Raw genomic sequence first — 21,771 nt, 5'->3', positions numbered from 1 at the left:
ATAAAAATGTAAACTGGTTGGTGGCGGCAAACTTTTCGTTTGCCGCCACCAACCATAGTGGGAATTGTAAACATGGCAAAAATTGCTATGGGTAACGGGTGTTAGGAGTTCACGGTGCAGGAATTGCGAGTCTTTTTTGTTGGCGATGAACTTGTTGCCGGCAAAGGCGATGCCCGTGCTTTGGGTTGGGTTGGGCGAATTATTGCGCGCACCCCGCTCGAGCCTCCAATCACTGCAATTACGTTGGCATTTCCGGGTGAAAACACTGGCCAATTAACTGAGCGATGGGAAGGCGAAGTGCTCCCGCGTCTGAACCGAGACGCCACTAATCGCCTCGTGATTGGATTGGGATCGCGCGATCTCGATGCAGGACTCAGCTCCGCACGCTCACGGCTTCACTTAGCTAATTTGCTCGACAATGCAGAACGCCGGCAACTCTCACCTTTTGTTGTTGGACCGCCTCCACGCGCTGATATGCCAGTGCGCCGAGTAGAAGAACTATCGCACGCCTACGCCGATGTGTGTGCGCGGCGTTCCGTGCCCTATGTAGAGACCTTTGCGCCGCTGGTCAATCACGAACAGTGGAATACTGACATGTCGGTATCCGGTGGCTATACACCACACCAGGCTGGTTACGGCTTAATGGCTTGGCTGGTGCTTCATCGTGGCTGGCATCAGTGGCTTGGAGTGAATCCTGCCAGTTTTGGCGAATAATTCTGCCAACCACCCCGCCCCGAGCTTGCCAAAGAATGAAATGAGGGGCTCAACGAGCCCCTCATTAAGTCATTCTCAAGCGTTTGGACGCTTGCCGTGGTTTGCACCGCTCTTCTTACGGGAGCGACGCTTGTTTCCGCGCTTCGACATATCATTCTCCTTTGTAACGCATCTTTCGATGCCAGACGCCAACTAAGTCTAGCGAACAAAGCCCCCGCCCGTCACCTTCACATCAGGTGAAACTCAACTCACACCGGCGTCGCTATCCTAGCTCGCCACGATACTGCACGATGAACTGCGAAATCCTCACACGCAATTCCGAAGGCGCAACTTCTGAGCAGGAGCGCCGCACTATTTCACGGATACGCATTTCAGCTGCTATCTGTTCTGAACAGTTCACGCATTCCTCGCCGTGAGTGTACAACACTTCGGCACGCTCCTGCGGAATTTCATGATCGAGTAGCTCAAAAAGGCTGTCCACCACGTCACCGCAGCTACAGTTCGGGTCCGACTGGCAATCAACGAGTTGATCAACAAGTTCATCAATCTTAGACGTATGCTCATGCTGATTGTCCGTCATTTCGACCCTCCTACCTTATATCCGAGCTCAACGGCATAGTCGTGTAATATTTCGCGCAACTGCTTGCGCCCACGGTTTAACCGAGACATTACTGTACCGATAGGAACGCCAGTAATACCAGCAATTTCTTGGTAAGAGAAACCTTCAACATCCGCCAGATACACAACGGTGCGCCGCTCCGGTGGAAGCTGTTCAAGCGCCTCCCGAATATCGGTATTCGGCAAGCGCTCCAACACTTCTGCCTCAGCGGACATCAAACCCACTGAATCGTGCGTGGAAGCCTCATACTCGTGCCAATCTTCGACCTCAGCTCCGTCGATTTCCTTAGGACGACGCTGTTGCTTGCGATAGTTCGAAATGAACGTATTGTTCAAAATCCGATACAACCAAGCTTTCAGATTGGTGCCCGGCTGATATTGATGGAACGCAGCAAAAGCCTTTGCAAATGTCTCTTGCACCAAATCTTCCGCGTCTTGCGGTTTTCGCGTCAGACGCAACGCAGCGCCATAAAGCTGATCCAGATATGGGAGAGCATCACGCTCAAATCGCGCTGCGCGCTCACTCATATCTTCATCAGCGTTTACACGCGAAAGATCTTTGCTCAAACGTTCTTCCTTGCTACGGCCTAGCCACGAGTATCTGACACAATCATAGCGCCTTCACGCCAGACTTCACCCACATCTAGAGCTTCATCGAAACACACCACCGAGGGCTTGCTTCCTACTCTCCATTCGAGCGTGACACCCGCAGTGGAATCGTCAACTCCCAACGCAACAGCTGGCGCCGCCACGCAGGCGCGTACAGCTTGCTCCATCGTGACAGCACCAGCCGTAACCATGCGTTTGATCTCTTCCGAAAGTCGAGCTGTGCCACCAGCAATCGCACCTCCACGCGTAAGCCGCGCTACGCCGTCGGCAATCGTGACCGGCAAACTGCCCAGTTCATAGGAGCCATCGGGCATTCCAGCGCCCGCCATTGCATCAGTCACGAAGACGACGCCGAGCTCACCTTGATCGCTAGCCCCAACGTACGACGTCACGTCCGATACGAGATCTGGGTGCAAATGAACACCGTCGGCCACCAGTTCGACGACGCACTCACCGCGTCGTGCCGCCTGGATAAACTCTCGCACTGGTCCGGGCTCGCGATGTGCCAAAGGTGGCATCGCATTGAACAGGTGCGTCGCCGTCTGCGGCGGACGACCAAATCCACGCGCACGGCCTGACTCAGCAGTCTCGCGCAAGCGCTCAAGAGCCTGCGCCCCGAGTGCCGAGGTGTGACCCCACGACGGCACTGCCCCGTAATCGAGCAGCAACTCAGCCGCAGCCTGAGCCCCGGCCACTTCCGGCGCAATCGTCATGGTGCGAATCCAGCCCTCGCCCGCTTCCAACCAGGTACGAAGCTCGGCTAAGTCCGGCTCACGAACTGCGGCAGGATTTTGCGCACCACATTTGTGCGGGGAAATGTATGGTCCTTCAAGGTGAATGCCCAGCAACTGCCCACGCTCACACCACGGCACCAAGGCTTCAATGGCAGGAAGTGGATCAATCATCGACACGAGCGAAGCTAGCAAACCGGACGTGCCCATCTCTTGATGCGCCGCTATAGCTGCAGCAATACCCTCGTCGTCGGTATCATCAGGGAACGAAGCGCCACCGCCGCCGTGATTGTGAATGTCCAAGAAGCCAGGCGTAACCCAGCCACGAACGTCGTCGCGCACGGGCAGAACCTCGGTGAGCACGCCGTCGTCGTCCAAAACAATACCGGAACCCACTAGGCGACCGAAGCCGTCAAGCAAGCGCCCCTCAATGCGCGTCATAGCGTCTCCCAGCGATCGCGGTAAAAATCTTTGCGGCTCAAAAGCTCAGCAGCAGCCTCATCAACCAGCACGGTCACATTCGGGTGCATCTGCAAGATAGTTGCTGGCCAGAAGCTCGAAACAGCGCCTTCAACCAGCTCTTTCACGGCCTCTTTCTTGGCACTACCAGTGGCGATCAGCAAAATAGACCGCGCGTCCATAATCGTGCCCAAACCTTGGGTGATGCAATGCGTAGGAACCTGGTCGATATCGTCATCGAAGAAACGAGCATTATCGGCGCGCGTCTGGCGCGTGAGCACGTCAACATGGGTGCGCGACGTGAGCGCGGTGCCCGGCTCGTTAAAACCGATGTGTCCATTTGAACCGATGCCGAGAATCTGCAGCTCAACGCCACCATGACCACTGATCACCGCATCGTAGCTAGCAGCAGCCGCAATTGGATCTGAATCATTTCCGTTCGGCGTGAACAGGCTCTCCTCAGCCAGCCCGGTCTTATCCTCGCCCACAAGTTCAGTGCGCAAAACATTGCGGTAACGCTCGGGGTAATCTTCGGGCACATTGACGTATTCATCAAGCGCAAAAGCACGTGCACCAGCGAGTGTGAACGTTCCTGCTTGGAAAGCCTCACGCAGTTGCGCATAGAGATTGAGCGGCGTCGATCCGGTGGCCACACCCAAATTTCGCTCCTGGGCATTGTTCATCGCATCAATGACGATCTGAGCTGCCGCAACACCAACAGCTTGCGCGTCGCTAAAAATTCCAACCTTCATGTTCTGTTCTCACTTCTCGTTTTTCGTTGCAGTCACGGCGTCGTTGAACCAGCCGGTGATCGACGTAGGATGGGTGATCGCGGTTCCAACGACGACGGCGAAAGCGCCCGCTTCCATCGCCTCAGCCGCGTGTTCAGGGGTGTGGATACGCCCCTCACAAATAAGTGGGACCTGCGGGAATGCCTGCGCAATTTGCGAAAGCAATTCGAGGTCCGGTCCGAACGTTTTAGGACGATCTGGGGTGTATCCGGCAAGCGTGGTGGAAATAATATCCGATCCCGCAGCTACCGCCATCTGTGCGTCTTCAAAAGAACCACAGTCAGCCATCACCAAAATGCCGTCCTCTTTCAAAGCAGCTACTGTTTCGGCATAAGTGCGCCCATCAGGACGAGGACGGTTCGTTGCATCAATCGCCACAATATCAGCGCCCGCTAGCGAACAGGCGCGGGCATGGCGAAGAGTAGGAGTGATATAAACGCCGTGTTCGCCTTCTTTCCACAAGCCAATGATAGGAATCTTCACACGGCCTTTAATTGCCGAAATATCTGATAGCCCTTGGCAACGAATTGCTGAGGCGCCTCCTATTTCAGCTGCCGCTGCAATTTGCGCCATCGTTTCGGGATTGCGCATTGGTTCGCCTGGATACGCTTGGCACGAAACGATCAGTGTTCCGCGCAGACTTTCAATCAATTCATTCATCGTTAGAATCCTATCGTGGTGTTGCGTACAAAGAAATTAATCTCTAAGGAAGTTCAAAACTGCACCCAGCAAAGGAGCATCACTACCGAGATCGCCGAGCAAAATTGGGGTGCTCTGCACTGCGTCCATCGCGCAGTTGGCAAAACCTTCGCGCACTCCTGCCCACCATTGCTCTCCCGAGCGAGTCATTGATCCGCTCAAAACGATTACCGACGGGTCTATGGAATTTGCCAAAGATGCAATTGCTTCTCCAAGGGCAAAAGCAGATTCGTTAAAACACGCACGTGCCAACTCGTCGCCTTGGTCAGCGCGATCTTGAAGCTCGCGTCCATTGGACACGGGCGTGGCCGACGACGCCGTATCGGCTGCTGGCGCAACCTCACTACTAAGTTCACTAGTATTGATGTGCTCGCGCAGACGAGCCAAGCGGGCGTTATACCACGCAGTGATGCCGCTTCCAGAGCATATCGCCTCGATATGACCAATACGCCCACAGGAACACTGCATTCCCGCCGCATAATGATGGTGAATATGGCCAACGTGTCCGGCGAGGAAATGCGCACCGTATTGCACTTGTCCGGCGTCTATCATAGCTCCGCCAATGCCAGTGCCAACCGCAACCGAAAGTGTGGAATCGTGGCCGCGGCCGGCACCAAGGCGCGCCTCCCCCAGCCCATGCGCATGAACATCGTTCAAAACGCGAACTGGAAGATGCACGGACTGTGAAATGAGCTTTGCAAGCTCGGTACCACCCCAACCAGGCATGGTATTGGTGGCGGAACGAATCGAGCCAGTATTGGGATCAACCACCCCTGCGCTAGCAATTGCCACACCTGTAACCTGTGGGTTTGCTTCATAAAGTTCATTGACGAGCGAAACTATCCGCTGCGCCACAATTGCACCACCGGATAGCGCTTCGGTTGGAATTGAACCACGCTCCACAATATTGAGCATGGGAAGCCGAGTTTGCCCAGCTTGATCGGCTACTTCTACGGCTTGAGAAAACTCAACTATTCCCCAACCAATTTTGGTACCACCGATATCTAGGGCAATCACCGAATCCATATTCTCTCCTCCCCAAAGCGAGACTTTGTTGTGCAATGCTGAGTTGTGGTGGCAGCCAGCCATCCGGTTGGCTGCCACCACAACTCACCAGCGTAATACCAAGATTTTTGCCTAATTCAGCATGCCAGTCTTGAGGAGTACCTTGCGCACCCACTCAACGTTTTCGCCGGTCAATGCTTGAACTGGCTCTGGCATCTCGTTGCTTTCAAATTCACCCATCAGCATGAGCGCTGTCTTGAATGCGCCAACACCAGCGCCAAATCCTTGCACGCCATGCACCATAACGATCGTCATGAGATCTGCCAAACGATCCTGTTCAGCTCGCACTGCTTCCCAATCGCCACGCTGATATGCGTCCCACTGGCGCACATATCCATGTGGATCTACGTTGCCCAGGCCTGGCACCGAGCCGTCCGCACCCGAGAGATACGCACCGTCAACCACTACTTCATGGCCAGTGAGCAGCTGCAATGGATGTCCGGCTTCTTCGTTCATCCGCACCAAGAAACGGAAGGAGACGTCGTCGCCCGAAGAATCCTTCACACCAGCAAGCACGCCTTCCTTGCCAAGCTGTACCAATAGCTGTGGCGGGAGCTTAGTGTGAACACAAACTGGAATATCGTAAGCCCAAATTGGCAGGTCAGTTGCCTCGTGCAAGAGACGGAAATGACGCTCAACTTCAGCCATTCCTTGCAGCGCGTAGAAAGGAGCTGTGGCAACAACGCCGTCTACCCCATAGCTCTCCGCCTGGCGAATATGCTCGATCACACGACTGGTCTCGGTATCGATGACGCCTGCAATCACTGGGATACGACCGTTAACGATCCGCATCGTGTGCTCGAGTACTTCACCACGACGCTGCGCGGTGGAGAAGGCAACTTCGCCTGTCGAACCGAGCACGAAAATACCGTGAATACCGGCCTCAATCATACGATTGAGGTTGCGCTCAAGCGATGGAACATCGATTTCTTGATTTTTTAGTGGAACCGCAAGCGGTGGAACAACGCCACGCAACGGTGCATTCATGATTTCTCCTTAGAGTACTGGGTGAAGCAATGAAGGCGCTGCACCCAAGAGTTTTTGGGTATAAGGGTCTTGAGGATTATTGAGGAGCTGCGCTGCTGGGCCTTCTTCCACGACCTTGCCAGCATTCATGACGGCGATCCGATCCGATACGTAGCGCACCGTCTGGATATCATGCGAGATGAACACCATCGCGAGTCCCAAATCGCGTTTGAGATCCGTCAAAAGATTGAGAATCTGGGCGCGAACTGACACGTCGAGAGCCGAGGTAGGCTCGTCGGCGATGATTGCATCTGGGCGAATAGCCAAGGCACGAGCAATTGCCACGCGCTGACGCTGACCACCTGAGAGCTGACCAGGCAGAGCATCAAGAGCTGAGCTAGGCAACCCCACCATCGAGATCAATTCCTCCACCCGCTTCATGCGATCAGCCTCTGTGCCAATCTTGTGTACACGCAACGGGTCCGCCAGCTGGTCTTGCACCAACATACGCGGGTTGAGCGCCGTCGCAGGATCTTGGAAAACTACCGAGACAACACGACCAATCTGCCGGCGATTCTCCGCGCTGCGCTTGGTCACTTCCATGCCTTTGAAAAAGACTTTTCCGGCAGTAGGCGCTTGCAAACCACACATCACATTCGCTGTGGTTGATTTGCCGCAACCAGACTCGCCTACAATACCGAGCGTTTCACCTGGGAACAGCTGCATATTGACGCCGCGCACAGCCTTAATCGTGTTGGGCTTGAAGATTGTGCCGGTGCGAGTTTTGAAACTCACTTCAACATTTTGAAGGTCGATAATTGGTTGTGTATTCGTCATTTCTGTTCCTCCGCAGTTTCTGTGCGCTCCGGTGTGAGGATTGCATGGGCTCCACGTGGCGGCAACGCTGCGTAGAAGTGATCTGGAGATACTTCTTTGAGCACCGGCCGAATATCGTAGCCGTAATCAGGATGCGAAGATCGCGGCGAGAATCGGTCTCCTGGCGGGAAGTCCTTCGGAGATGGCACGGTACCTGGTACTTGATGCAAACGACCCGAACCAGATTCGATGGAAAGCACAGCACCGAGCAGTCCGCGTGTGTATTCATGAACTGGATTAGTGAGGAGCTCTGCGGTTGGAGCTTGCTCCACAACCTGGCCTGCGTACATCACCGTAATGTGATGAGCTACCTCAGCCACCAGGGCGAGATCGTGCGAAACGAAGATCATTGCAAAACCAAGCTTCTCACGTAGCTCATTGAGCAGGGCGATAACCTGTTTCTGAACGGTCACGTCCAGAGCAGTGGTCGGTTCGTCTGCGATGATCAGCTTCGGATCGCGCGTCAAAGCCATTGCAATTAGCACGCGCTGGCGCTGACCTCCCGAAAGTTCATGCGGATACGATTCAAGGGTGCGCTTCGGGTCGAGACCCACGAGTTCAAGCAATTCTTCTGCTGTGCGGGTACCGCCACGCGAAGTGAGCTGCTTGAGCTGCGACTTAATCAGCATTGCCGGATTGAGCGAGGACAGAGCGTCCTGGTAAATCATCGCCATCTCGTGTCCCAGTAGCGCTTGGCGCTCAGCGGCGGACATCTTGAGCAGGTCTTTGCCCTCGTAGAACACTTCGCCGCTAATCTGCGCACGGGGATCAATTAAGCCCATGATCGACAGCGCAGTAATCGATTTACCACAACCAGACTCACCCACAAGACCCATCGTCTCACTTGGGCGCACCGAGAAGGAGACGTCGTCAACCACATTGACATCGCCGTGACGTGGGAATTTGATCGAAAGGTGACGCACTTCCAACAATGGTTCGCGACCGGCGTCGGCAATGAAACGGTCGGTACGTTGCATTTCAACAGCCTTGAGCGCATCAATACGTGCTTGCAAGGATTCAGCCTGCTCAGCGTAGGCGCGGCGCGGATCGAGCAGCAAACGATCAGCCTCTCGCTTGGAGTCCGACGCCGGCGCGTCCGTGAGCTTTCCACCGCTCGGCGCGGCAACCATTGCGTCAGTAATACCCTCGGAAAGGATATTGAGGCACAGCACGGTGACCATGATGAAGAGGCCTGGGAAGAGCGCCGTCCACCAGTTTCCGAGCATGACCGACATGTTCGCGGAGGCGTCGGAAAGTACGTTGCCCCAGGTAGGAACCATCGACGATTGGAGACCAGAACCGATGAAGGTCAAGGAAGCTTCGAGAATAATCGCATCGGCAACCAGCACCGTAGCAAATACCAGCACTGGAGCTGCACAGTTGCGGATCACGTGCTTGAACAGAATCCACGGAGCGCGAGCGCCCGACACAATCACTGCTCGTACGTAGTCCTCACCGTATGCGCTCATCACATTCGCACGCACAATTCGAGCAAGCTGAGGAATGTAAACGAAGGCAATCGAAAACACAATCACCGTCAAGATACCAACAGTATCGTCGGCCTCAAGGCGCTTGGAAAACACTAGTACCGTTACCGCTGCCAGTGCGATGCCTGGTACAGCCATGACTATGTCGAGGATTCGCATAATCACTTCGGAGAAGGACTTGCGCACAACCGCCGCCACCGAACCGATGATCGAGCCGATAAGCAGTGCAATCAACGTGGCGCATAGGCCGATAATGAGCGAGAAACGGCCGCCGTAAAGGATACGGCTGAGAATATCGCGGCCAACATGATCGGTGCCGAAAATGTGTTCACCGTTAGGCGCAACCCACGGCTCGAAGATCTGTTCTGGGTTGTACGGCGCAATCAGCGGGGCAATCACCGAGATCACCGCCACCAGCGACAGAACTACCATCGCAATTTTCGCGCCTAGGCTCATATTCCGAATACGGCTAAAACGCACACCTTGTTGGGTAAGTTTATTTAGCTTCGCTTGCTTGCTCATCACTACACCGACCTAATTCGTGGATTGATGAGGAGGTAGAGCATATCGACGATAATGTTCACGATAATGAACGCGATAGCCACCACGAGGGCTCCTCCTTGAACCAAGTTCACCCAGTTGTTTTGGATGCCTTTAATAAGAACTTGACCCATTCCATTGATGGAGAAAATAATTTCGATCACGACGGCGCCACCCATGAGATATCCGACGCGCAGGCCGAGTACCGTCACCGGAGTAATAAGCGCGTTGCGCAGTACGTTACGTCCGATCACAACATGCTTGGGGATGCCCGCGCCGAGTGCGGTGCGTACGTAGTCACGGTCGAGTTCTTCCACCATTGAGGTACGCACGACGCGCGTCATCTGCCCGATCACCGGAATAGCCAGGGCGACGGCGGGAAGCAACATTCGCATGAACCAACCAGCGAAATCTTCCGACATCGCCGGTAAGTCACCAGAGACGGGGATGGTTCCCACAAATGCGAGCACGAGCAACACAGCGAGCCAGAATGACGGCGTTCCAATGCACACAACAGAAAGAATACGGATCACTTGATCTGGCCAACGATCACGATAGATTGCAGCGAGAATGCCGAGTGGGAAAGCCACAAGCACTGCCAAGAACAGACCAAAGAAAGTCAGTTGCAGAGTCACAGGCAGAGCTTGACCCACGAGATCGGTCACGCGGTTAGTCTCGCCAACACCGTAGATTCCGAGATCACCGTGGAGCATATTGACGATATAGTGCCCGTACTGAACCAAGATCGGGTCGTTGAGTCCTTGACTTTGCCTGAATGCTTCAAGCGCATCAGGTGTGGCATTTTCACCAAGCGCCGTGTACGCCGGATCAATTGGCGAAAGGGCCATGATGAAAAAGACGAGGATGGTTACGCCCAGCACCATAATTGGGAGAGCAATAAGCCTTCGTCCTAAGAGTCGAAGAAGATTATTCATGGATCCTCATTCTTCCTATTTTCTGTTTCTTAGCGCAGTTGAGGAGGGACAGGACGTGCTGTCCCTCCTCAACGATTACACAATCGCCAATACTGGCAGGAGATTTGACCCGATTGGGTTACTTGGCAGCCGAGACTCCAACAACCTCAAGGCCAGTGGTGCCAATTGGCTTGACATCCATGAGCTTCTTCGGGTTGTAGGCGGTGATCATCACGCGGTGGAAGAGTGGGTAGAGTGGCACTTCTTCCGAGATCATGTCCTGAACTTCGCCCCACTTCTCTTTGGCGGCATCGCCTGTTGCTTGGCTAGCTTCCAAAGCGAGCTTCTGAAGCGCTGCAAACTTGTCTGGTGCAGAAACCTGCCATGCGTCACGCTGCTTGGTCCATACGTTGTCTCCGTACCACCAGTTAACGATGATGCCAGGATCGACGCCGAATACGGATGGATCACCAGGAGCGACGATCGCGTCGTAGTTCGAGTTTGGATTGTCAGCGTAGTTTGCGTAGACATCAGCCGAAGCCTGCGACTTGATGTTCACCTTGATACCAACTGCTTCAAGATCGGACTTGATCTGTGGAGCGAGGTTAGCAATCCATGGGTGGTCAGTGGTAACGAGCGTCATTTCGAGGCTGTTTACACCTGCTGAGGCGAGAAGTTCCTTAGCCTTAGCTTGATCGTACTTGTACTGAACCTTTGCTTCCTTGAATGCACCATTGGTTTCTGGCAAGAAAGACTTGGCAGCAGTTGCCTTGCCATTCATAGCAGAATCAATGAGCTTTTCGGTGTTGATTGCGTAGTGGAATGCTTGGCGAACCTTTGGATTGTTGAAAGGAGCCTTCTTGGTGTTGAACATCAAGAATGGGTTGTTGTAACCCTGAACTTCCTCAACCTTCCAGCCAGCTGCCTTGAGCTTGTCGATTGATGGAGCTGGAACTGCTTCCATAATGTCGATCGTGCCGCCGATAGCTGCTGCGAGGCGTGCGGAGTCATCCTTGAGGATGCTCCACTGCATCTTCTCAACGCGAGCAGGCATCGAACCGTTGTAGTGCTCGTTCGGCACTGCGGTGATCTGCGTATTGGAGATAGCCTCGTACTTGAATGGACCCGATCCAATTGGCTTTGCAGTCAGATCGGCATCGCTCACCTTGGCAGGAACAATCTTGACATCAACGAGGCGCTCTTTAAGCGTTCCGAATGGGAACTTGAGCTTGACAACAACAGTCTTCTCGTCCTTAGCCTTCACTGAGTCAACGAAGGTGAAGAACTGCTTGTAAATCGACTTCTCACCAGTGGTGCGCCCGTAAGAGGCAACAACATCCTCAGCCTTTACAGGCGTTCCATCGGAGAATTTTGCACCATCACGGAGTGTGATTTCGTATTCGGTATCGGAAACCTTCTTCGGTTCACCCTTTGCAAGAGCTGGGTACACCTTGTAGGTTGCCATGTCGAATTCGTACAGTCCTTCAACTACGTGCCAGTTCGTACCCATAGCGAGGGCAGACGACGTTGTTGAGGGGTGGTAGTTCGTGGTTTCGTATGCAACACCGAGGTTGATCTGACCACTTGGCTTTCCGTTGTCCGCAGAAGTCTTTTTGGCATCGCTAGAACCGCCGCCACACGCTGAAAGCGCAAGTGCAGCAGCACCAACAATGGCCGATACTTTTGCCAAACGTTTTGAAAGACGCATAATCTGTCCTCTCCTTTGAGTGACACCGGGAGTTCCGGTCGGTATACTTATCGTATGATGTCTGACAAATTTAAGCAAGTGGTAACAGCAGATTACTTGCGACCGAATTTCACTGCTGATGAAAATTCCAATATATTGGCTGTGAACAGGCTAGATGCAACCATGGATGCGATCAAAGCCTATATTTTGAGGCACCAACTCACCACTGGCGACCCACTTCCCACTGAAGCAAAGCTCTGTGCCGATCTGGGCGTCTCACGATCTTCTGTGCGCGAAGCTCTACGAAAGCTCGAAGCGCTGGATATTATCTCCGTTCGGCAAGGACGTGGCTCGGTAGTTGGGCAAATGTCGATGCAACCGCTCGTCGAAACGCTGGTACTCAAAAACGCACTCGATCACACGCAAGGCACTCGCTCTCTGCGCAGTATCGTAGCCACACGCCGTTTTCTCGATTTAGGAGTAGCCGAGGAGATCGTGACCAATATGAAAGGCACGTCAAATCCTCATCTCTCCGAGCTTGTGTCAGAAATGACTCGCAAAGCACAAAACAACGAGCTATTTCCGAATGAAGATATTGCTTTCCACACTGCCCTGCTCAGATCGTTGAACAACGACCTTATCGAGCAACTCATGCAAGCAATGTGGCTAGTACACCAGGCAATCATCCCACAGCTCATGGGCAAAGATACCCGCGGACTCATTCACACTGCCGAGTCTCATCAACGAATGCTTGACGCAGCCGAAAAGGGAGATCTTCAAGCGTACATTGAGGCAATCAATGAGCACTACCAGCCGCTTGACCAGATCATCAAGGATAACGAAAACAAGCCTCTTTCCTAAGGCGCCTGTATTAATACCGCATAATACAAACCTTCGTTATTGATACACATTGGTCCCCACTATCGACGTAGAATAGGCACTACTGAGAGAGCATTCCTCAGTAGTGCTCTACTCTCTACAACTACCCGAAACAAAAGGAAGTACCATGAGTGTCCTACGTAAAATCGCTCGTCCGATGCTAGCTGCGCCATTCGTTCTCGCGGGACTCGATGCAGCAATTCGCCCGGATACTCACCGCGAGCGCGCCCAAAAAATTTATAATCTCGCGCAGCAGTTCGGCGTCAAAGCGCCATCTGCCGAAGTGACCGACGCCGTTACTCGCGGAACGGGAATAGCCATGGTTTCGTGTGGCCTCGCTTTGGCACGCTCGCGTGCTCCGCGAATTTCTGCAGCACTTCTCGGGTTCATGAATGTCCCACTCGCACTCGCCAACAACCCATTTTGGGAACATCGCGGTGAAGAACAGCGCCAAGATTTCCTCAACCTAGCGAGCGCGGCGGGATTAATCGGTGGAGCGCTCATCGCTTCGTCGGATCGCGAAGGAAAACCATCGCTGGCGTGGCGACTCAACAAATGGTCGGACGGCGTCGCCACCTCGGTGGAAAACACCGTTTCTCATGCTGAAACGAAAGTCAAAGAGCTGGGAGCTCAGCTTTGACGATCTGGCAAGCGCCACATATCTCACAGTCTTCGCCTTTGCAGCCCATTGATACACACGCTATTGATGCACACGTTGCCATACCTGGGTCGAAGTCATTAACGAACCGCTATTTAGTGTTGGCGGCGTTGAGCGAAGCGCCTGTTGTTATCGCAAATCCTTTGCAGGCGCGCGACACTGAACTCATGCGCCAAGCCCTGTGTGCGCTCGGAGTCTCGATTGAGGAAAGAGTCGACGGCGAAACAGTTACCTGGATTGTAACGCCGCGGCCTTTGCATGGTGCTCGCATTAACTGCGGGCTCGCCGGCACAGTCATGCGTTTTATTCCGCCGCTCGTTGCGCTTGCCAACGGCGAAAGTGTTCTCGACGGCGATCCCCAGGCACGCTTGCGGCCCATGACTCCCATTGTGGATGCGTTACGCCAGCTCGACGTGCCTGTCGCGACTGCTAGCGACGCCTTACCCCTTCGCATCCAGGGCGCACACCGTCGCCACGGAGGTAGCGTGCGGATTGACGCCTCGGCGTCGTCGCAATTCGTATCTGCATTGTTACTGGCTGGAGCACGTTTCGAGGGCGGCATCGATATTTATCACGACGGCGGCGCGCTCCCCTCTATGCCGCATATCGCCATGACCATTGATCTATTGCGTCAAGCTGGTGTGATCGTGCACGAAGCGCCTAATCACTGGCGCGTTGAGCCTGGGTCAATTCAACAAGCTAATGTAACGGTTGAACCCGATCTCTCGAATGCCGGCCCATTCCTAGCTGCCGCGATGGTCACGCACGGCTGCGTGCATATCCCCTTTTGGCCGGTATCGACCACGCAGCCCGGACGCGAGTTTGTGCGCATATTCGAGTTGATGGGTGCTCAGTGCGTTTTCCACCAGCAAAATTCAGCTGCTTGCGGCGTACTTGAGCTTACAGGTCCGGAAAAGATCCGCGGAATCGACATGAATTTTCACGACGTCGGTGAACTCGTTCCTACAGTAGCGGCGGTTGCGTGTTTTGCGGATTCTCCTTCAGCACTGCGCGATATTGGTCAGCTACGCGGGCACGAAACTGATCGACTCGCAGCTCTTTGCACTGAAATCTCAAAGCTTGGGTGCGAAGCTCACATCGTGGGCGATGATTTAGTAATTGAGCCTGCCAACTGCCACAATAAGGTTATGCACGCCGCTCACCTCGAATCTTATGCCGATCATCGCATGGCGACCTTTGCCGCCATTGTGGGCTTGCGAGTGCCTGGAGTGAGCGTAAATAACATTGAGACCACCTCGAAAACGCTTCCAAATTTCGTGGAATTATGGGAAGGAATGTTACGTTGAGCAGGCGTGACATCGGCACTGACGACCACCGCGTCAAAGTCCGCCCTGGCAAGCGGTCACGGCCGCGCACCAAAGTTCGCCCCGATTATTCCCAAGCTCGGCGCGGGCGTGTTTTTCGCATTGACCGCGGGCGGTACCACGTTTCAATGCTTGACGACGGCGTGGACGTCGTCGCCGTAAAGGCACGCGAGCTACCTCGCGGCTCGGTAGCAGTAGGCGATATTTGCGCAATGGTAGGTGATCTCTCCGGGCGCAAAGATTCCCTCGCCCGAATCGCCCAAGTTGATGAGCGAGTCACTGCCCTACGCCGTACCGCTGAAGAAGGCGAAGCCGCTGGTAATGAACGTGTGATCGTTGCAAACGCAGATCAGCTCGTGATCGTTACCGCCTTGGCTCAACCGGAGCCGCGCACCGGAATGATTGACCGCTGCCTCGTAGCCGCTTTTGAAGCCGGAATGAAACCAATCCTGCTGCTCACAAAGGCCGATCTTGCCGATCCGAGTGCGATTATCGAGCACTATTCCGGCGTGGATCTTGACATCGTCGTATCGAGCCTCGTACATATTGATCCACTCACACGAGTGGAAACGCTCGATCAAGACCAGCTTCAAACAATCCGCGCGCTCTTGACCGATCATGTTTCGGTGCTGATTGGACATTCCGGCGTCGGGAAGTCGACGCTCATCAACGCGCTCGTACCACGAGCTGCGCGAGAAACAGGGCACGTGAATGCTGTCACCGGACGCGGACGCCACACATCGACGTCGGCTATGGCTTTTCATCTCGACGACGGCGGAACCGTAATCGATACGCCTGGGGTGCGCACATTCGGACTTGCTCATGTGGATGCCGATGCACTCTTGCGCGGCTTTCCCGATCTGCAAGAAATCGCACTAGACTGCCCGCGCGGGTGCGGACACAAGGAAGGCGCTTTAGACTGTGCCCTCGATTTTAGTGCTGATGAGCACGTCAAACTGCGCGTACAATCCTTTCGCCGTCTATTGGATTCAATTCCGCAACCGCAGTGGGCTTAGGATAGAGATATGAATACACGTTCTCGCCATTCTGACGATCTTCAAGTGATTGCAGGGATTATTGATCGAGTCGATCAATTTACGCTCAAGCGTTTTCGCGCTACAGATTTGCGTGTAGATACAAAACCAGATTTCACTCCCGTGACGGACGCTGATCGCGGCGCCGAACAAATTATTCGCGATTTGCTGGCGCAGTTTCGCTCGCGTGACGCCGTGTTTGGCGAAGAACAGGGGCAAAAGGGATTTTCAAACCGGCGCTGGATCATCGATCCTATCGATGGCACCAAAAACTTCGTGCGTGGAGTGCCAGTGTGGGCAACTCTCGTCGCACTCGAAGAAGACGGCGAAATCGTGCTCGGTATGGTCTCAGCACCGGCATTGAATCGACGCTGGTGGGCAGCAAAAGGTTTAGGTGCATACACCGGAAAATCGTGGACCTCTGCCAAACAGATTCACGTTTCACAAGTGAATCGCATTGACGACGCCTCACTTTCCTATTCCTCCCTCGACGGCTGGCAAGATCGTGGTCAGCTGCGCGGATTCCTCCGGCTGGCTCAAGCCTCATGGCGCACCCGTGCCTACGGAGATTTTTGGTCATACATGCTTGTGGCTGAAGGCGCAGTAGACATCGCCACCGAACCGAGCCTCGAACTCTACGATATGGCAGCTCTCGTACCTATTCTTACCGAAGCAGGCGGCAAATTTACCGATCTTGATGGCAATGACGGCCCCTGGGGTAAATGCGCCTTGGCAACCAATGGTCTGCTTCATCAAGAAGCTCTCGACATTCTACAATCAGTATCCGATAACAATTGAAAAGGTGAACATGACTGAGGAACGCGAAGTACTAAGCTGGGAAGAATTTGGAACGGCTTCCCGCGAACTGGCCAAGAACGTGTGGGATTCGGGTTTCCACCCCGATATTGTCGTGTGTGTAGCTCGCGGTGGACTCTTGCCAGCAGGTGCAATCGGCTACGCTCTTGATTTGAAGTCCTTGCTGGTGCTGAACGTAGAATTCTACACTGGAATTGGCCAGACACTTCCTGATCCTCGTCTGCTTGAACCAGCCCCAGATGTGCGGGCAATGGACGGAAAGCGCGTGCTCATCGTCGATGATGTGGCAGATTCTGGCCGCACGCTCGAATTTGTGCTTGACGTATGTAAGCGCGCAGGCGCACTCGATACCCGCGTGGCAGTGCTCTACGAAAAGCCACGTTCCACTCTCAAGTGTGAATACGTGTGGCGCACCACCGATAAGTGGATCGCTTTCCCTTGGTCGGATAAAGATCCGGTCAATGCGGACACCAACTACACCGCCAAAGACTGAGGATTTTTCGTATCCTTAATCTATGCGTATTCTTCACACCTCTGATTGGCATTTAGGCAGAAGCTTCCACGGAGCTGATCTCACGCCCGCCTTTGAACAGTGGTGCGATTACGTGGTTGATTACACCAAATCTGAGAAGATCGACGCATTGCTCATTGCGGGAGATGTCTACGACCGTGGCATTCCACCAGTGGCAATGGTCGATCTTCTTTCTGATACTTTGGCGCGGTTACTCGACCACACCCATGTGGTGATGACGTCGGGGAATCACGATTCGCCCCGGCGTCTCGGTTTCGCCTCTGCGCTATTGCGCCGTAGCCTCAGCATTCGTACCGATCCGCGCATATGCGGTCAAGCAGTAGAAATACCAGATTCTGAGGGGAACACCGGCGCATTTGTGTACGCACTACCGTACCTCGATCCCGATGTGGAACGACGTCGTCTCAGCTCTGATCCAGAGCAAGCCTTAGCACGCTCCCACGAAGCTGTAATGACGGCAGCGATGGCACGAGTCTATGGAGATATTTCTGCACACAGCAGCTCACAAACTGTGCCACGCCTAGCAATGGCGCATGCTTTTGTGGTGGGTGGCGAGCCGAGCGATTCGGAACAAGACCTCCATATCGGCGGGGTTGATTCGGTGCCATCAGGAGTTTTTGCGCCACCTGAGGGAGTGCAGCCGCTCGATTATATTGCCCTTGGGCATTTGCACGGGCCACAGAAAATCGGTTCGGATACGCGACCCCTGATGCGCTATTCGGGTTCACCCATAGCATTTTCATTCTCTGAACAGCATCATCACAAGAGTTCCGTGCTACTCGATTTCTCCGCACGCCACGCATCAGCCCAAGCGCAGGACGCGAGCTGTGGCTTCGGCGTCGAGCTTGTTCCCGCGCCGGTATTTCGCAAGCTCGCGACGTTGCAAGACAACTTCGAAAACCTTATGAGTGATCGCTATCTTTCGTACGCAGATCACTACCTCCGCATCATTATTACTGACGACGAGCGACCACAGAATCTCGTTGCGCGCTTACGCAAGCTATTTCCACACCTTGTTGAGGTGCGTCATGAGCTGGCTATGGAGCAAGTAAAGGCACAGCATATTGCTACCAAGCGCCAAGATCCGCTTGAGGTGATCGCGGGATTTTTTGAAGCCTCCGGCGGACGCAAACTCAATGCGGCAGAGATGGCGTATGTGCAACACGTATGGAGTGAACAGGGCAAAGGAGCAGAACTACAGTGATTATCCGGCGTCTTGAATTTTGCGGGATCGGGCCATTTGGCGGCGAGCACGTCATTGATTTTGACCAGCTAACCGAATCGGGAATTTTCCTACTTGACGGCCCTACTGGTTCGGGAAAATCCTCGATTATTGACGCGATTGTTTTCGCTCTCTACGGCGACGTTGCCGGAAAAGAGAGTTCGCAGGAGCGAATTCGCTCAACGCACACGCCACCCAACACTGAATCGTGGGTTGATTTGGTGTTTAGCGTAGCCTCGGGTACCTATCGGGTACGACGCACTCCTCAGTGGGAACGTCCGAAAAAGAACGGATCAGGAACCACAAAGGTGAACCAGTCTGCTACTTTGTGGAAACTCTCCGAAAGCGCAGTTGACGAGCAAGCCTGGGATTCGGGCGAGCCGATAAGCACGCAGGCTCGTGAAGTGGGCATTGAGCTGCGAGCAATCCTTGCCCTCGACAAAAAACAGTTCGCCCAAACAGTGGTACTCCCCCAAGGTCAGTTCGCAGATTTCTTGCGGCTGAAATCGAGTGAGCGCGAGCCGCTTCTCGAAACGATCTTCGATACCAGCAATTATCGCCTCTTCGCCGATACCCTCAAGCGACAAGCGAGCGATCTCGAAAAACAAGTTCAACAAGCAGCACAAACCTATCGGCAGGCACTGAGCACATGGCTGGAAATATCTGACCTCTCCGACGATATTCGCCAGCAGCTGCGCTCTCTTGAAGAATCCGCGCTCGCGTTCGACGTGCCGAGCGATCCGCAATGCGACGCCGATTTGCTCGCCTTTGTTGCAGACACAGTTGCGGTTTTTGCCGATCAAGCAGCTCAGCGCACCGAAGAAGCACTGGCAGCCCAAGGTACAGAGGAAACTGCACGCGCTGCCTTTGAGGAGACTTTGAAAGTGCTCGAGGCAATCGCCGAGCATAAATCAGCCGCTCAACAGCTCAATGAACTCGATAAACAGCAAAATGTGCGCAATCAAAATCAGGTTGCGCTCGAAGCGCACCAAGAAGCCAGACCCCTCGCCCAACAGCTTGACGAAGCCGATGAGGCGCGCGAACAGCTCAAATTCGTTTATGAACAGGCAGCGGACGCGCTTGATCCTGCGTATTTTGCATCGGTGGAGTCACAGTTTGAAACGTGGTTGGCGTCCGATAGCGACGACGACGTCACGCAGAATGTTCCCGATTTTGATTTTTCCGCGATTCTATCTGAGCTCGAAGAACGCCGTGCAAGACTGAGCGAAACAATTGGATCACTTCAAGGCCTCGCTGCTGAGGAAGCCGAGATCGAGCAACGGAGAGCTGAACTACATCAACGCAAAGCTGAGCGCGATGAATGTGCGGCGATGATTACAGAAATCACTGAGAGTCGCACGAAGCTGCCCGCCGAAATTGCGCGAATCATCGCTGAACTTGCCGCCGCGCAAACATTGCAAGCTGATCTCGGATCTTTGGAAGCACAGCGCACGCAGCTATCCCAACAAGGCAAGCTTTTCGCCCAACACGCGGTGCTAACAGAAAAAATTTCAGCTCACGAAACAGTAGTTGGTGATTTGTTCGATAAACACCGCAAGGCAAAAGAACATTTCGACTTGCTCACCAACCAATGGATAGCTTCAACCGCAGCTAATTTGGCTGAGCAACTTGTGGAGGGCGCGCCGTGTCCAGTGTGTGGATCGTGCGAGCATCCGCACCGCGCTGAGCCCAGCCCAACTCATACCACCCGTGAGCAGGTAGATTTAGCGCAAAATGCGCTCCAAGCAGCAACGAATGATCTCGATGAAGCAAATACTGAACTCACGAAACTCAAAGCCCAGTTATCCGCCACTGCCGCTGATTTAGGCGACGTAACACGCGAAGAGCTCCAGAACAGGCAAGGCGAACTTGATACGCAATACGCCGATGCCCAAAAAGCAGTACACACTGCACAAACGCTCAGCACTCGCCTTGAGGCGAAACGGGAAGAGTCCGAAGATTTGGCAGAAAAATTGGCCGCTGCACAGTCCCAGCATGCTGAGCTAAAAACCGCATGCGAGCTGGAAACTATTGCCTTGGCCAAAGACGCAACTCGTCTCGCAACTGCTCGCGCCGGCTTTACGTCCGTACGTGAACATATAGAAAGTTTGCAAAAAGCACAGGCGAATACTCGAGAGCAAGTCAAATATATCGATTCATTATCGGAAGCTGCCCACACTCTGCACAGCATTTTGCTCAAGATCGTTGCGGGCATTGCTGCCTCATCGTTCCCATCTGCGGTGGCGGTTCGGGAAGCTATACTCACAGAAGATTCAGTAACTCAACTGCGGCGAGCAATCAGAGCTCACGACGATGCTTTGAGCGCCCTGAAAGCCAAGCTCGCAGAGCCACGCTTTGCTAATCTGCCGGATGAATCTACTATCGACCTAAATCGTTTCGAGGCAGAACTCGCAAAAGCCAAAGAAGCACGTTCAGAAGCCGATACTCGCGCAGCTCATGCGCAGCGTTTTGCCAGCGATACGCAACGTCTCTCACTACCGCTGCAAACGGCGTCGGCCGCCTGGCATAAACTCGCTGCCGAAGCTGGACCCGTCTTACGTTTGGCGGACATCGCGCAAGCTGGACGCTCGTCCCGCACCCGCGTGCCACTGAGCATGTGGGTGCTGCTCAAACGATTCGAAATGGTGGTGGATCGCGCTAATGAGCATCTTGCTCAGATCTCGGGCGGACGCTATGAACTGCGCCGGAGCAACGAGGGAAATCGAATCCAGAAGACTGGTCTCGGTTTGAGCATCATTGATCGCGACGGCTCCCCTCAAGGCGATGTCGAGCGTTCAACTGCCTCGCTCTCTGGCGGAGAGACTTTTTACACTTCGCTTGCGTTGGCGCTGGCATTGGCAGAGGTTGTGCAGGAAGAAAATGGCGGGATCCGCATTGATACGCTGATTATCGACGAAGGGTTCGGCACGCTTTCCGACGACGTGCGCGACGCTGTGATGAAAACGCTGAGCACCCTAACTGCGCACGGGCGCAAAGTTGGGATTGTTTCCCATGTTGAAGAACTTAAACAGATGATTCCAAACCGGATCAGTATCACTCCGTCGGCGCACGGCGGCTCAGACCTGACGGTTACCGCTTGAGCTCAGAATTACGGGTTACTGTTTGAGCTCAGAGCTGGCAGTTACGCT

At 54.1% G+C, this 21,771-nt stretch carries 21 protein-coding genes; 9 read left to right on the top strand and 12 right to left on the bottom strand.

The window, feature by feature from the left end; genetic code table 11:
* Positions 1 to 114 precede the first annotated feature (114 nt).
* Positions 115 to 714: a GDSL-type esterase/lipase family protein gene (locus EZJ44_RS06360; protein WP_131281426.1), complete on the top strand. Its 600-nt coding sequence runs from the start codon at positions 115 to 117 to the stop codon at positions 712 to 714.
* Positions 715 to 789: 75 nt separating this feature from the next.
* Here the strand turns inward: EZJ44_RS06360 and EZJ44_RS09015 are convergent, their stop codons facing one another.
* The 12 genes from EZJ44_RS09015 to EZJ44_RS06305 form a co-directional block, all read right to left on the bottom strand.
* Positions 790 to 864, bottom strand: a complete 75-nt coding sequence (locus EZJ44_RS09015; protein WP_376988485.1) for a 50S ribosomal protein bL37 — start codon at positions 862 to 864, stop codon at positions 790 to 792.
* A 112-nt stretch (positions 865 to 976) separates the two neighbouring features.
* Positions 977 to 1,294 (bottom strand): mycothiol system anti-sigma-R factor, encoded by a 318-nt coding sequence (gene rsrA / locus EZJ44_RS06355; RefSeq protein ID WP_131281424.1) that lies wholly within the window; start codon positions 1,292 to 1,294, stop codon positions 977 to 979.
* On the bottom strand, positions 1,291 to 1,860 hold the full coding sequence (locus tag EZJ44_RS06350) for a sigma-70 family RNA polymerase sigma factor (protein WP_131281576.1): 570 nt from the start codon (positions 1,858 to 1,860) through the stop codon (positions 1,291 to 1,293). The genes rsrA and EZJ44_RS06350 overlap by 4 nt, the downstream gene beginning before the upstream one ends.
* Positions 1,861 to 1,919: 59 nt before the next feature.
* Entirely contained in the window at positions 1,920 to 3,113 is a 1,194-nt protein-coding gene (locus tag EZJ44_RS06345; protein WP_131281422.1) for an N-acetylglucosamine-6-phosphate deacetylase, read from the bottom strand.
* A complete protein-coding gene (locus EZJ44_RS06340; protein ID WP_131281419.1) occupies positions 3,110 to 3,883 on the bottom strand; it encodes a glucosamine-6-phosphate deaminase in 774 nt (257 codons plus the stop codon). The genes EZJ44_RS06345 and EZJ44_RS06340 overlap by 4 nt, the downstream gene beginning before the upstream one ends.
* A 9-nt stretch (positions 3,884 to 3,892) precedes the next feature.
* The gene (locus tag EZJ44_RS06335) at positions 3,893 to 4,582 is read right to left on the bottom strand and encodes an N-acetylmannosamine-6-phosphate 2-epimerase (protein WP_131281417.1); all 690 of its coding nucleotides are present in this window, start codon (positions 4,580 to 4,582) and stop codon (positions 3,893 to 3,895) included.
* Between the two features lie 36 nt (positions 4,583 to 4,618).
* A complete protein-coding gene (locus tag EZJ44_RS06330; protein WP_131281415.1) occupies positions 4,619 to 5,647 on the bottom strand; it encodes an ROK family protein in 1,029 nt (342 codons plus the stop codon).
* 111 nt (positions 5,648 to 5,758) lie between these two features.
* Positions 5,759 to 6,673, bottom strand: coding sequence for a dihydrodipicolinate synthase family protein (locus EZJ44_RS06325; RefSeq protein ID WP_131281413.1), 915 nt, complete (start codon positions 6,671 to 6,673; stop codon positions 5,759 to 5,761).
* 9 nt (positions 6,674 to 6,682) lie between these two features.
* A complete protein-coding gene (locus EZJ44_RS06320) occupies positions 6,683 to 7,489 on the bottom strand; it encodes an ABC transporter ATP-binding protein (protein ID WP_131281411.1) in 807 nt (268 codons plus the stop codon).
* A complete protein-coding gene (locus tag EZJ44_RS06315; protein WP_131281409.1) occupies positions 7,486 to 9,537 on the bottom strand; it encodes a dipeptide/oligopeptide/nickel ABC transporter permease/ATP-binding protein in 2,052 nt (683 codons plus the stop codon). Before EZJ44_RS06315 ends, EZJ44_RS06320 begins: the two co-directional genes overlap by 4 nt.
* Positions 9,538 to 9,539: 2 nt before the next feature.
* On the bottom strand, positions 9,540 to 10,490 hold the full coding sequence (locus tag EZJ44_RS06310; protein WP_131281407.1) for an ABC transporter permease: 951 nt from the start codon (positions 10,488 to 10,490) through the stop codon (positions 9,540 to 9,542).
* A 118-nt stretch (positions 10,491 to 10,608) separates the two neighbouring features.
* Positions 10,609 to 12,177, bottom strand: coding sequence for an ABC transporter substrate-binding protein (locus EZJ44_RS06305; RefSeq protein ID WP_131281405.1), 1,569 nt, complete (start codon positions 12,175 to 12,177; stop codon positions 10,609 to 10,611).
* 54 nt (positions 12,178 to 12,231) lie between these two features.
* On the opposite strand from EZJ44_RS06305, the gene EZJ44_RS06300 reads away from it, so the two are divergent.
* The 8 genes from EZJ44_RS06300 to EZJ44_RS06265 all read left to right on the top strand — a co-directional run bounded on the left by EZJ44_RS06300 (position 12,232) and on the right by EZJ44_RS06265 (position 21,723).
* Positions 12,232 to 13,017: a FadR/GntR family transcriptional regulator gene (locus tag EZJ44_RS06300; protein WP_165496137.1), complete on the top strand. Its 786-nt coding sequence runs from the start codon at positions 12,232 to 12,234 to the stop codon at positions 13,015 to 13,017.
* Positions 13,018 to 13,162: 145 nt separating this feature from the next.
* Positions 13,163 to 13,675, top strand: a complete 513-nt coding sequence (locus EZJ44_RS06295) for a DoxX family protein (protein WP_131281403.1) — start codon at positions 13,163 to 13,165, stop codon at positions 13,673 to 13,675.
* A complete protein-coding gene (gene aroA, locus EZJ44_RS06290) occupies positions 13,672 to 15,000 on the top strand; it encodes a 3-phosphoshikimate 1-carboxyvinyltransferase (RefSeq protein ID WP_241658619.1) in 1,329 nt (442 codons plus the stop codon). The genes EZJ44_RS06295 and aroA overlap by 4 nt, the downstream gene beginning before the upstream one ends.
* Positions 14,997 to 16,034, top strand: coding sequence for a ribosome small subunit-dependent GTPase A (gene rsgA, locus EZJ44_RS06285; RefSeq protein WP_131281401.1), 1,038 nt, complete (start codon positions 14,997 to 14,999; stop codon positions 16,032 to 16,034). The genes aroA and rsgA overlap by 4 nt, the downstream gene beginning before the upstream one ends.
* Positions 16,035 to 16,043: 9 nt before the next feature.
* Complete coding sequence (hisN, locus tag EZJ44_RS06280; RefSeq protein ID WP_131281399.1) at positions 16,044 to 16,850, top strand: histidinol-phosphatase; 807 nt, start codon at positions 16,044 to 16,046, stop codon at positions 16,848 to 16,850.
* 10 nt (positions 16,851 to 16,860) lie between these two features.
* Positions 16,861 to 17,361, top strand: coding sequence for a phosphoribosyltransferase (locus tag EZJ44_RS06275; RefSeq protein ID WP_131281397.1), 501 nt, complete (start codon positions 16,861 to 16,863; stop codon positions 17,359 to 17,361).
* A 22-nt stretch (positions 17,362 to 17,383) separates the two neighbouring features.
* Positions 17,384 to 18,604, top strand: a complete 1,221-nt coding sequence (locus EZJ44_RS06270; protein WP_131281395.1) for an exonuclease SbcCD subunit D — start codon at positions 17,384 to 17,386, stop codon at positions 18,602 to 18,604.
* Positions 18,601 to 21,723 (top strand): AAA family ATPase, encoded by a 3,123-nt coding sequence (locus EZJ44_RS06265; RefSeq protein WP_131281394.1) that lies wholly within the window; start codon positions 18,601 to 18,603, stop codon positions 21,721 to 21,723. Before EZJ44_RS06270 ends, EZJ44_RS06265 begins: the two co-directional genes overlap by 4 nt.
* Positions 21,724 to 21,771 lie beyond the last annotated feature (48 nt).

Source organism: Arcanobacterium bovis (assembly GCF_004331995.1).
In the GTDB taxonomy this organism is placed as follows: domain Bacteria; phylum Actinomycetota; class Actinomycetes; order Actinomycetales; family Actinomycetaceae; genus Arcanobacterium_A; species Arcanobacterium_A bovis.
The sequence above is the reverse complement of the archived record's forward strand: the minus strand, read 5'-3'. Positions and strand labels throughout refer to the sequence as shown.

What these genes read in the sequence shown, in the direction of transcription:
- rsrA (WP_131281424.1), bottom strand. Translation starts at nt 1,294, where the DNA reads ATGACGGACAATCAGCATGAGCATACGTCTAAGATTGATGAACTTGTT.
- EZJ44_RS06320 (WP_131281411.1), bottom strand. Translation starts at nt 7,489, where the DNA reads ATGACGAATACACAACCAATTATCGACCTTCAAAATGTTGAAGTGAGT.
- EZJ44_RS06325 (WP_131281413.1), bottom strand. Translation starts at nt 6,673, where the DNA reads ATGAATGCACCGTTGCGTGGCGTTGTTCCACCGCTTGCGGTTCCACTA.
- EZJ44_RS06330 (WP_131281415.1), bottom strand. Translation starts at nt 5,647, where the DNA reads ATGGATTCGGTGATTGCCCTAGATATCGGTGGTACCAAAATTGGTTGG.
- EZJ44_RS06340 (WP_131281419.1), bottom strand. Translation starts at nt 3,883, where the DNA reads ATGAAGGTTGGAATTTTTAGCGACGCGCAAGCTGTTGGTGTTGCGGCA.
- EZJ44_RS06295 (WP_131281403.1), top strand. Translation starts at nt 13,163, where the DNA reads ATGAGTGTCCTACGTAAAATCGCTCGTCCGATGCTAGCTGCGCCATTC.
- EZJ44_RS06310 (WP_131281407.1), bottom strand. Translation starts at nt 10,490, where the DNA reads ATGAATAATCTTCTTCGACTCTTAGGACGAAGGCTTATTGCTCTCCCA.
- EZJ44_RS06315 (WP_131281409.1), bottom strand. Translation starts at nt 9,537, where the DNA reads ATGAGCAAGCAAGCGAAGCTAAATAAACTTACCCAACAAGGTGTGCGT.
- EZJ44_RS06270 (WP_131281395.1), top strand. Translation starts at nt 17,384, where the DNA reads ATGCGTATTCTTCACACCTCTGATTGGCATTTAGGCAGAAGCTTCCAC.
- hisN (WP_131281399.1), top strand. Translation starts at nt 16,044, where the DNA reads ATGAATACACGTTCTCGCCATTCTGACGATCTTCAAGTGATTGCAGGG.
- EZJ44_RS06335 (WP_131281417.1), bottom strand. Translation starts at nt 4,582, where the DNA reads ATGAATGAATTGATTGAAAGTCTGCGCGGAACACTGATCGTTTCGTGC.
- EZJ44_RS06350 (WP_131281576.1), bottom strand. Translation starts at nt 1,860, where the DNA reads ATGAGTGAGCGCGCAGCGCGATTTGAGCGTGATGCTCTCCCATATCTG.
- EZJ44_RS06305 (WP_131281405.1), bottom strand. Translation starts at nt 12,177, where the DNA reads ATGCGTCTTTCAAAACGTTTGGCAAAAGTATCGGCCATTGTTGGTGCT.
- EZJ44_RS06300 (WP_165496137.1), top strand. Translation starts at nt 12,232, where the DNA reads ATGATGTCTGACAAATTTAAGCAAGTGGTAACAGCAGATTACTTGCGA.
- EZJ44_RS06345 (WP_131281422.1), bottom strand. Translation starts at nt 3,113, where the DNA reads ATGACGCGCATTGAGGGGCGCTTGCTTGACGGCTTCGGTCGCCTAGTG.
- EZJ44_RS06275 (WP_131281397.1), top strand. Translation starts at nt 16,861, where the DNA reads ATGACTGAGGAACGCGAAGTACTAAGCTGGGAAGAATTTGGAACGGCT.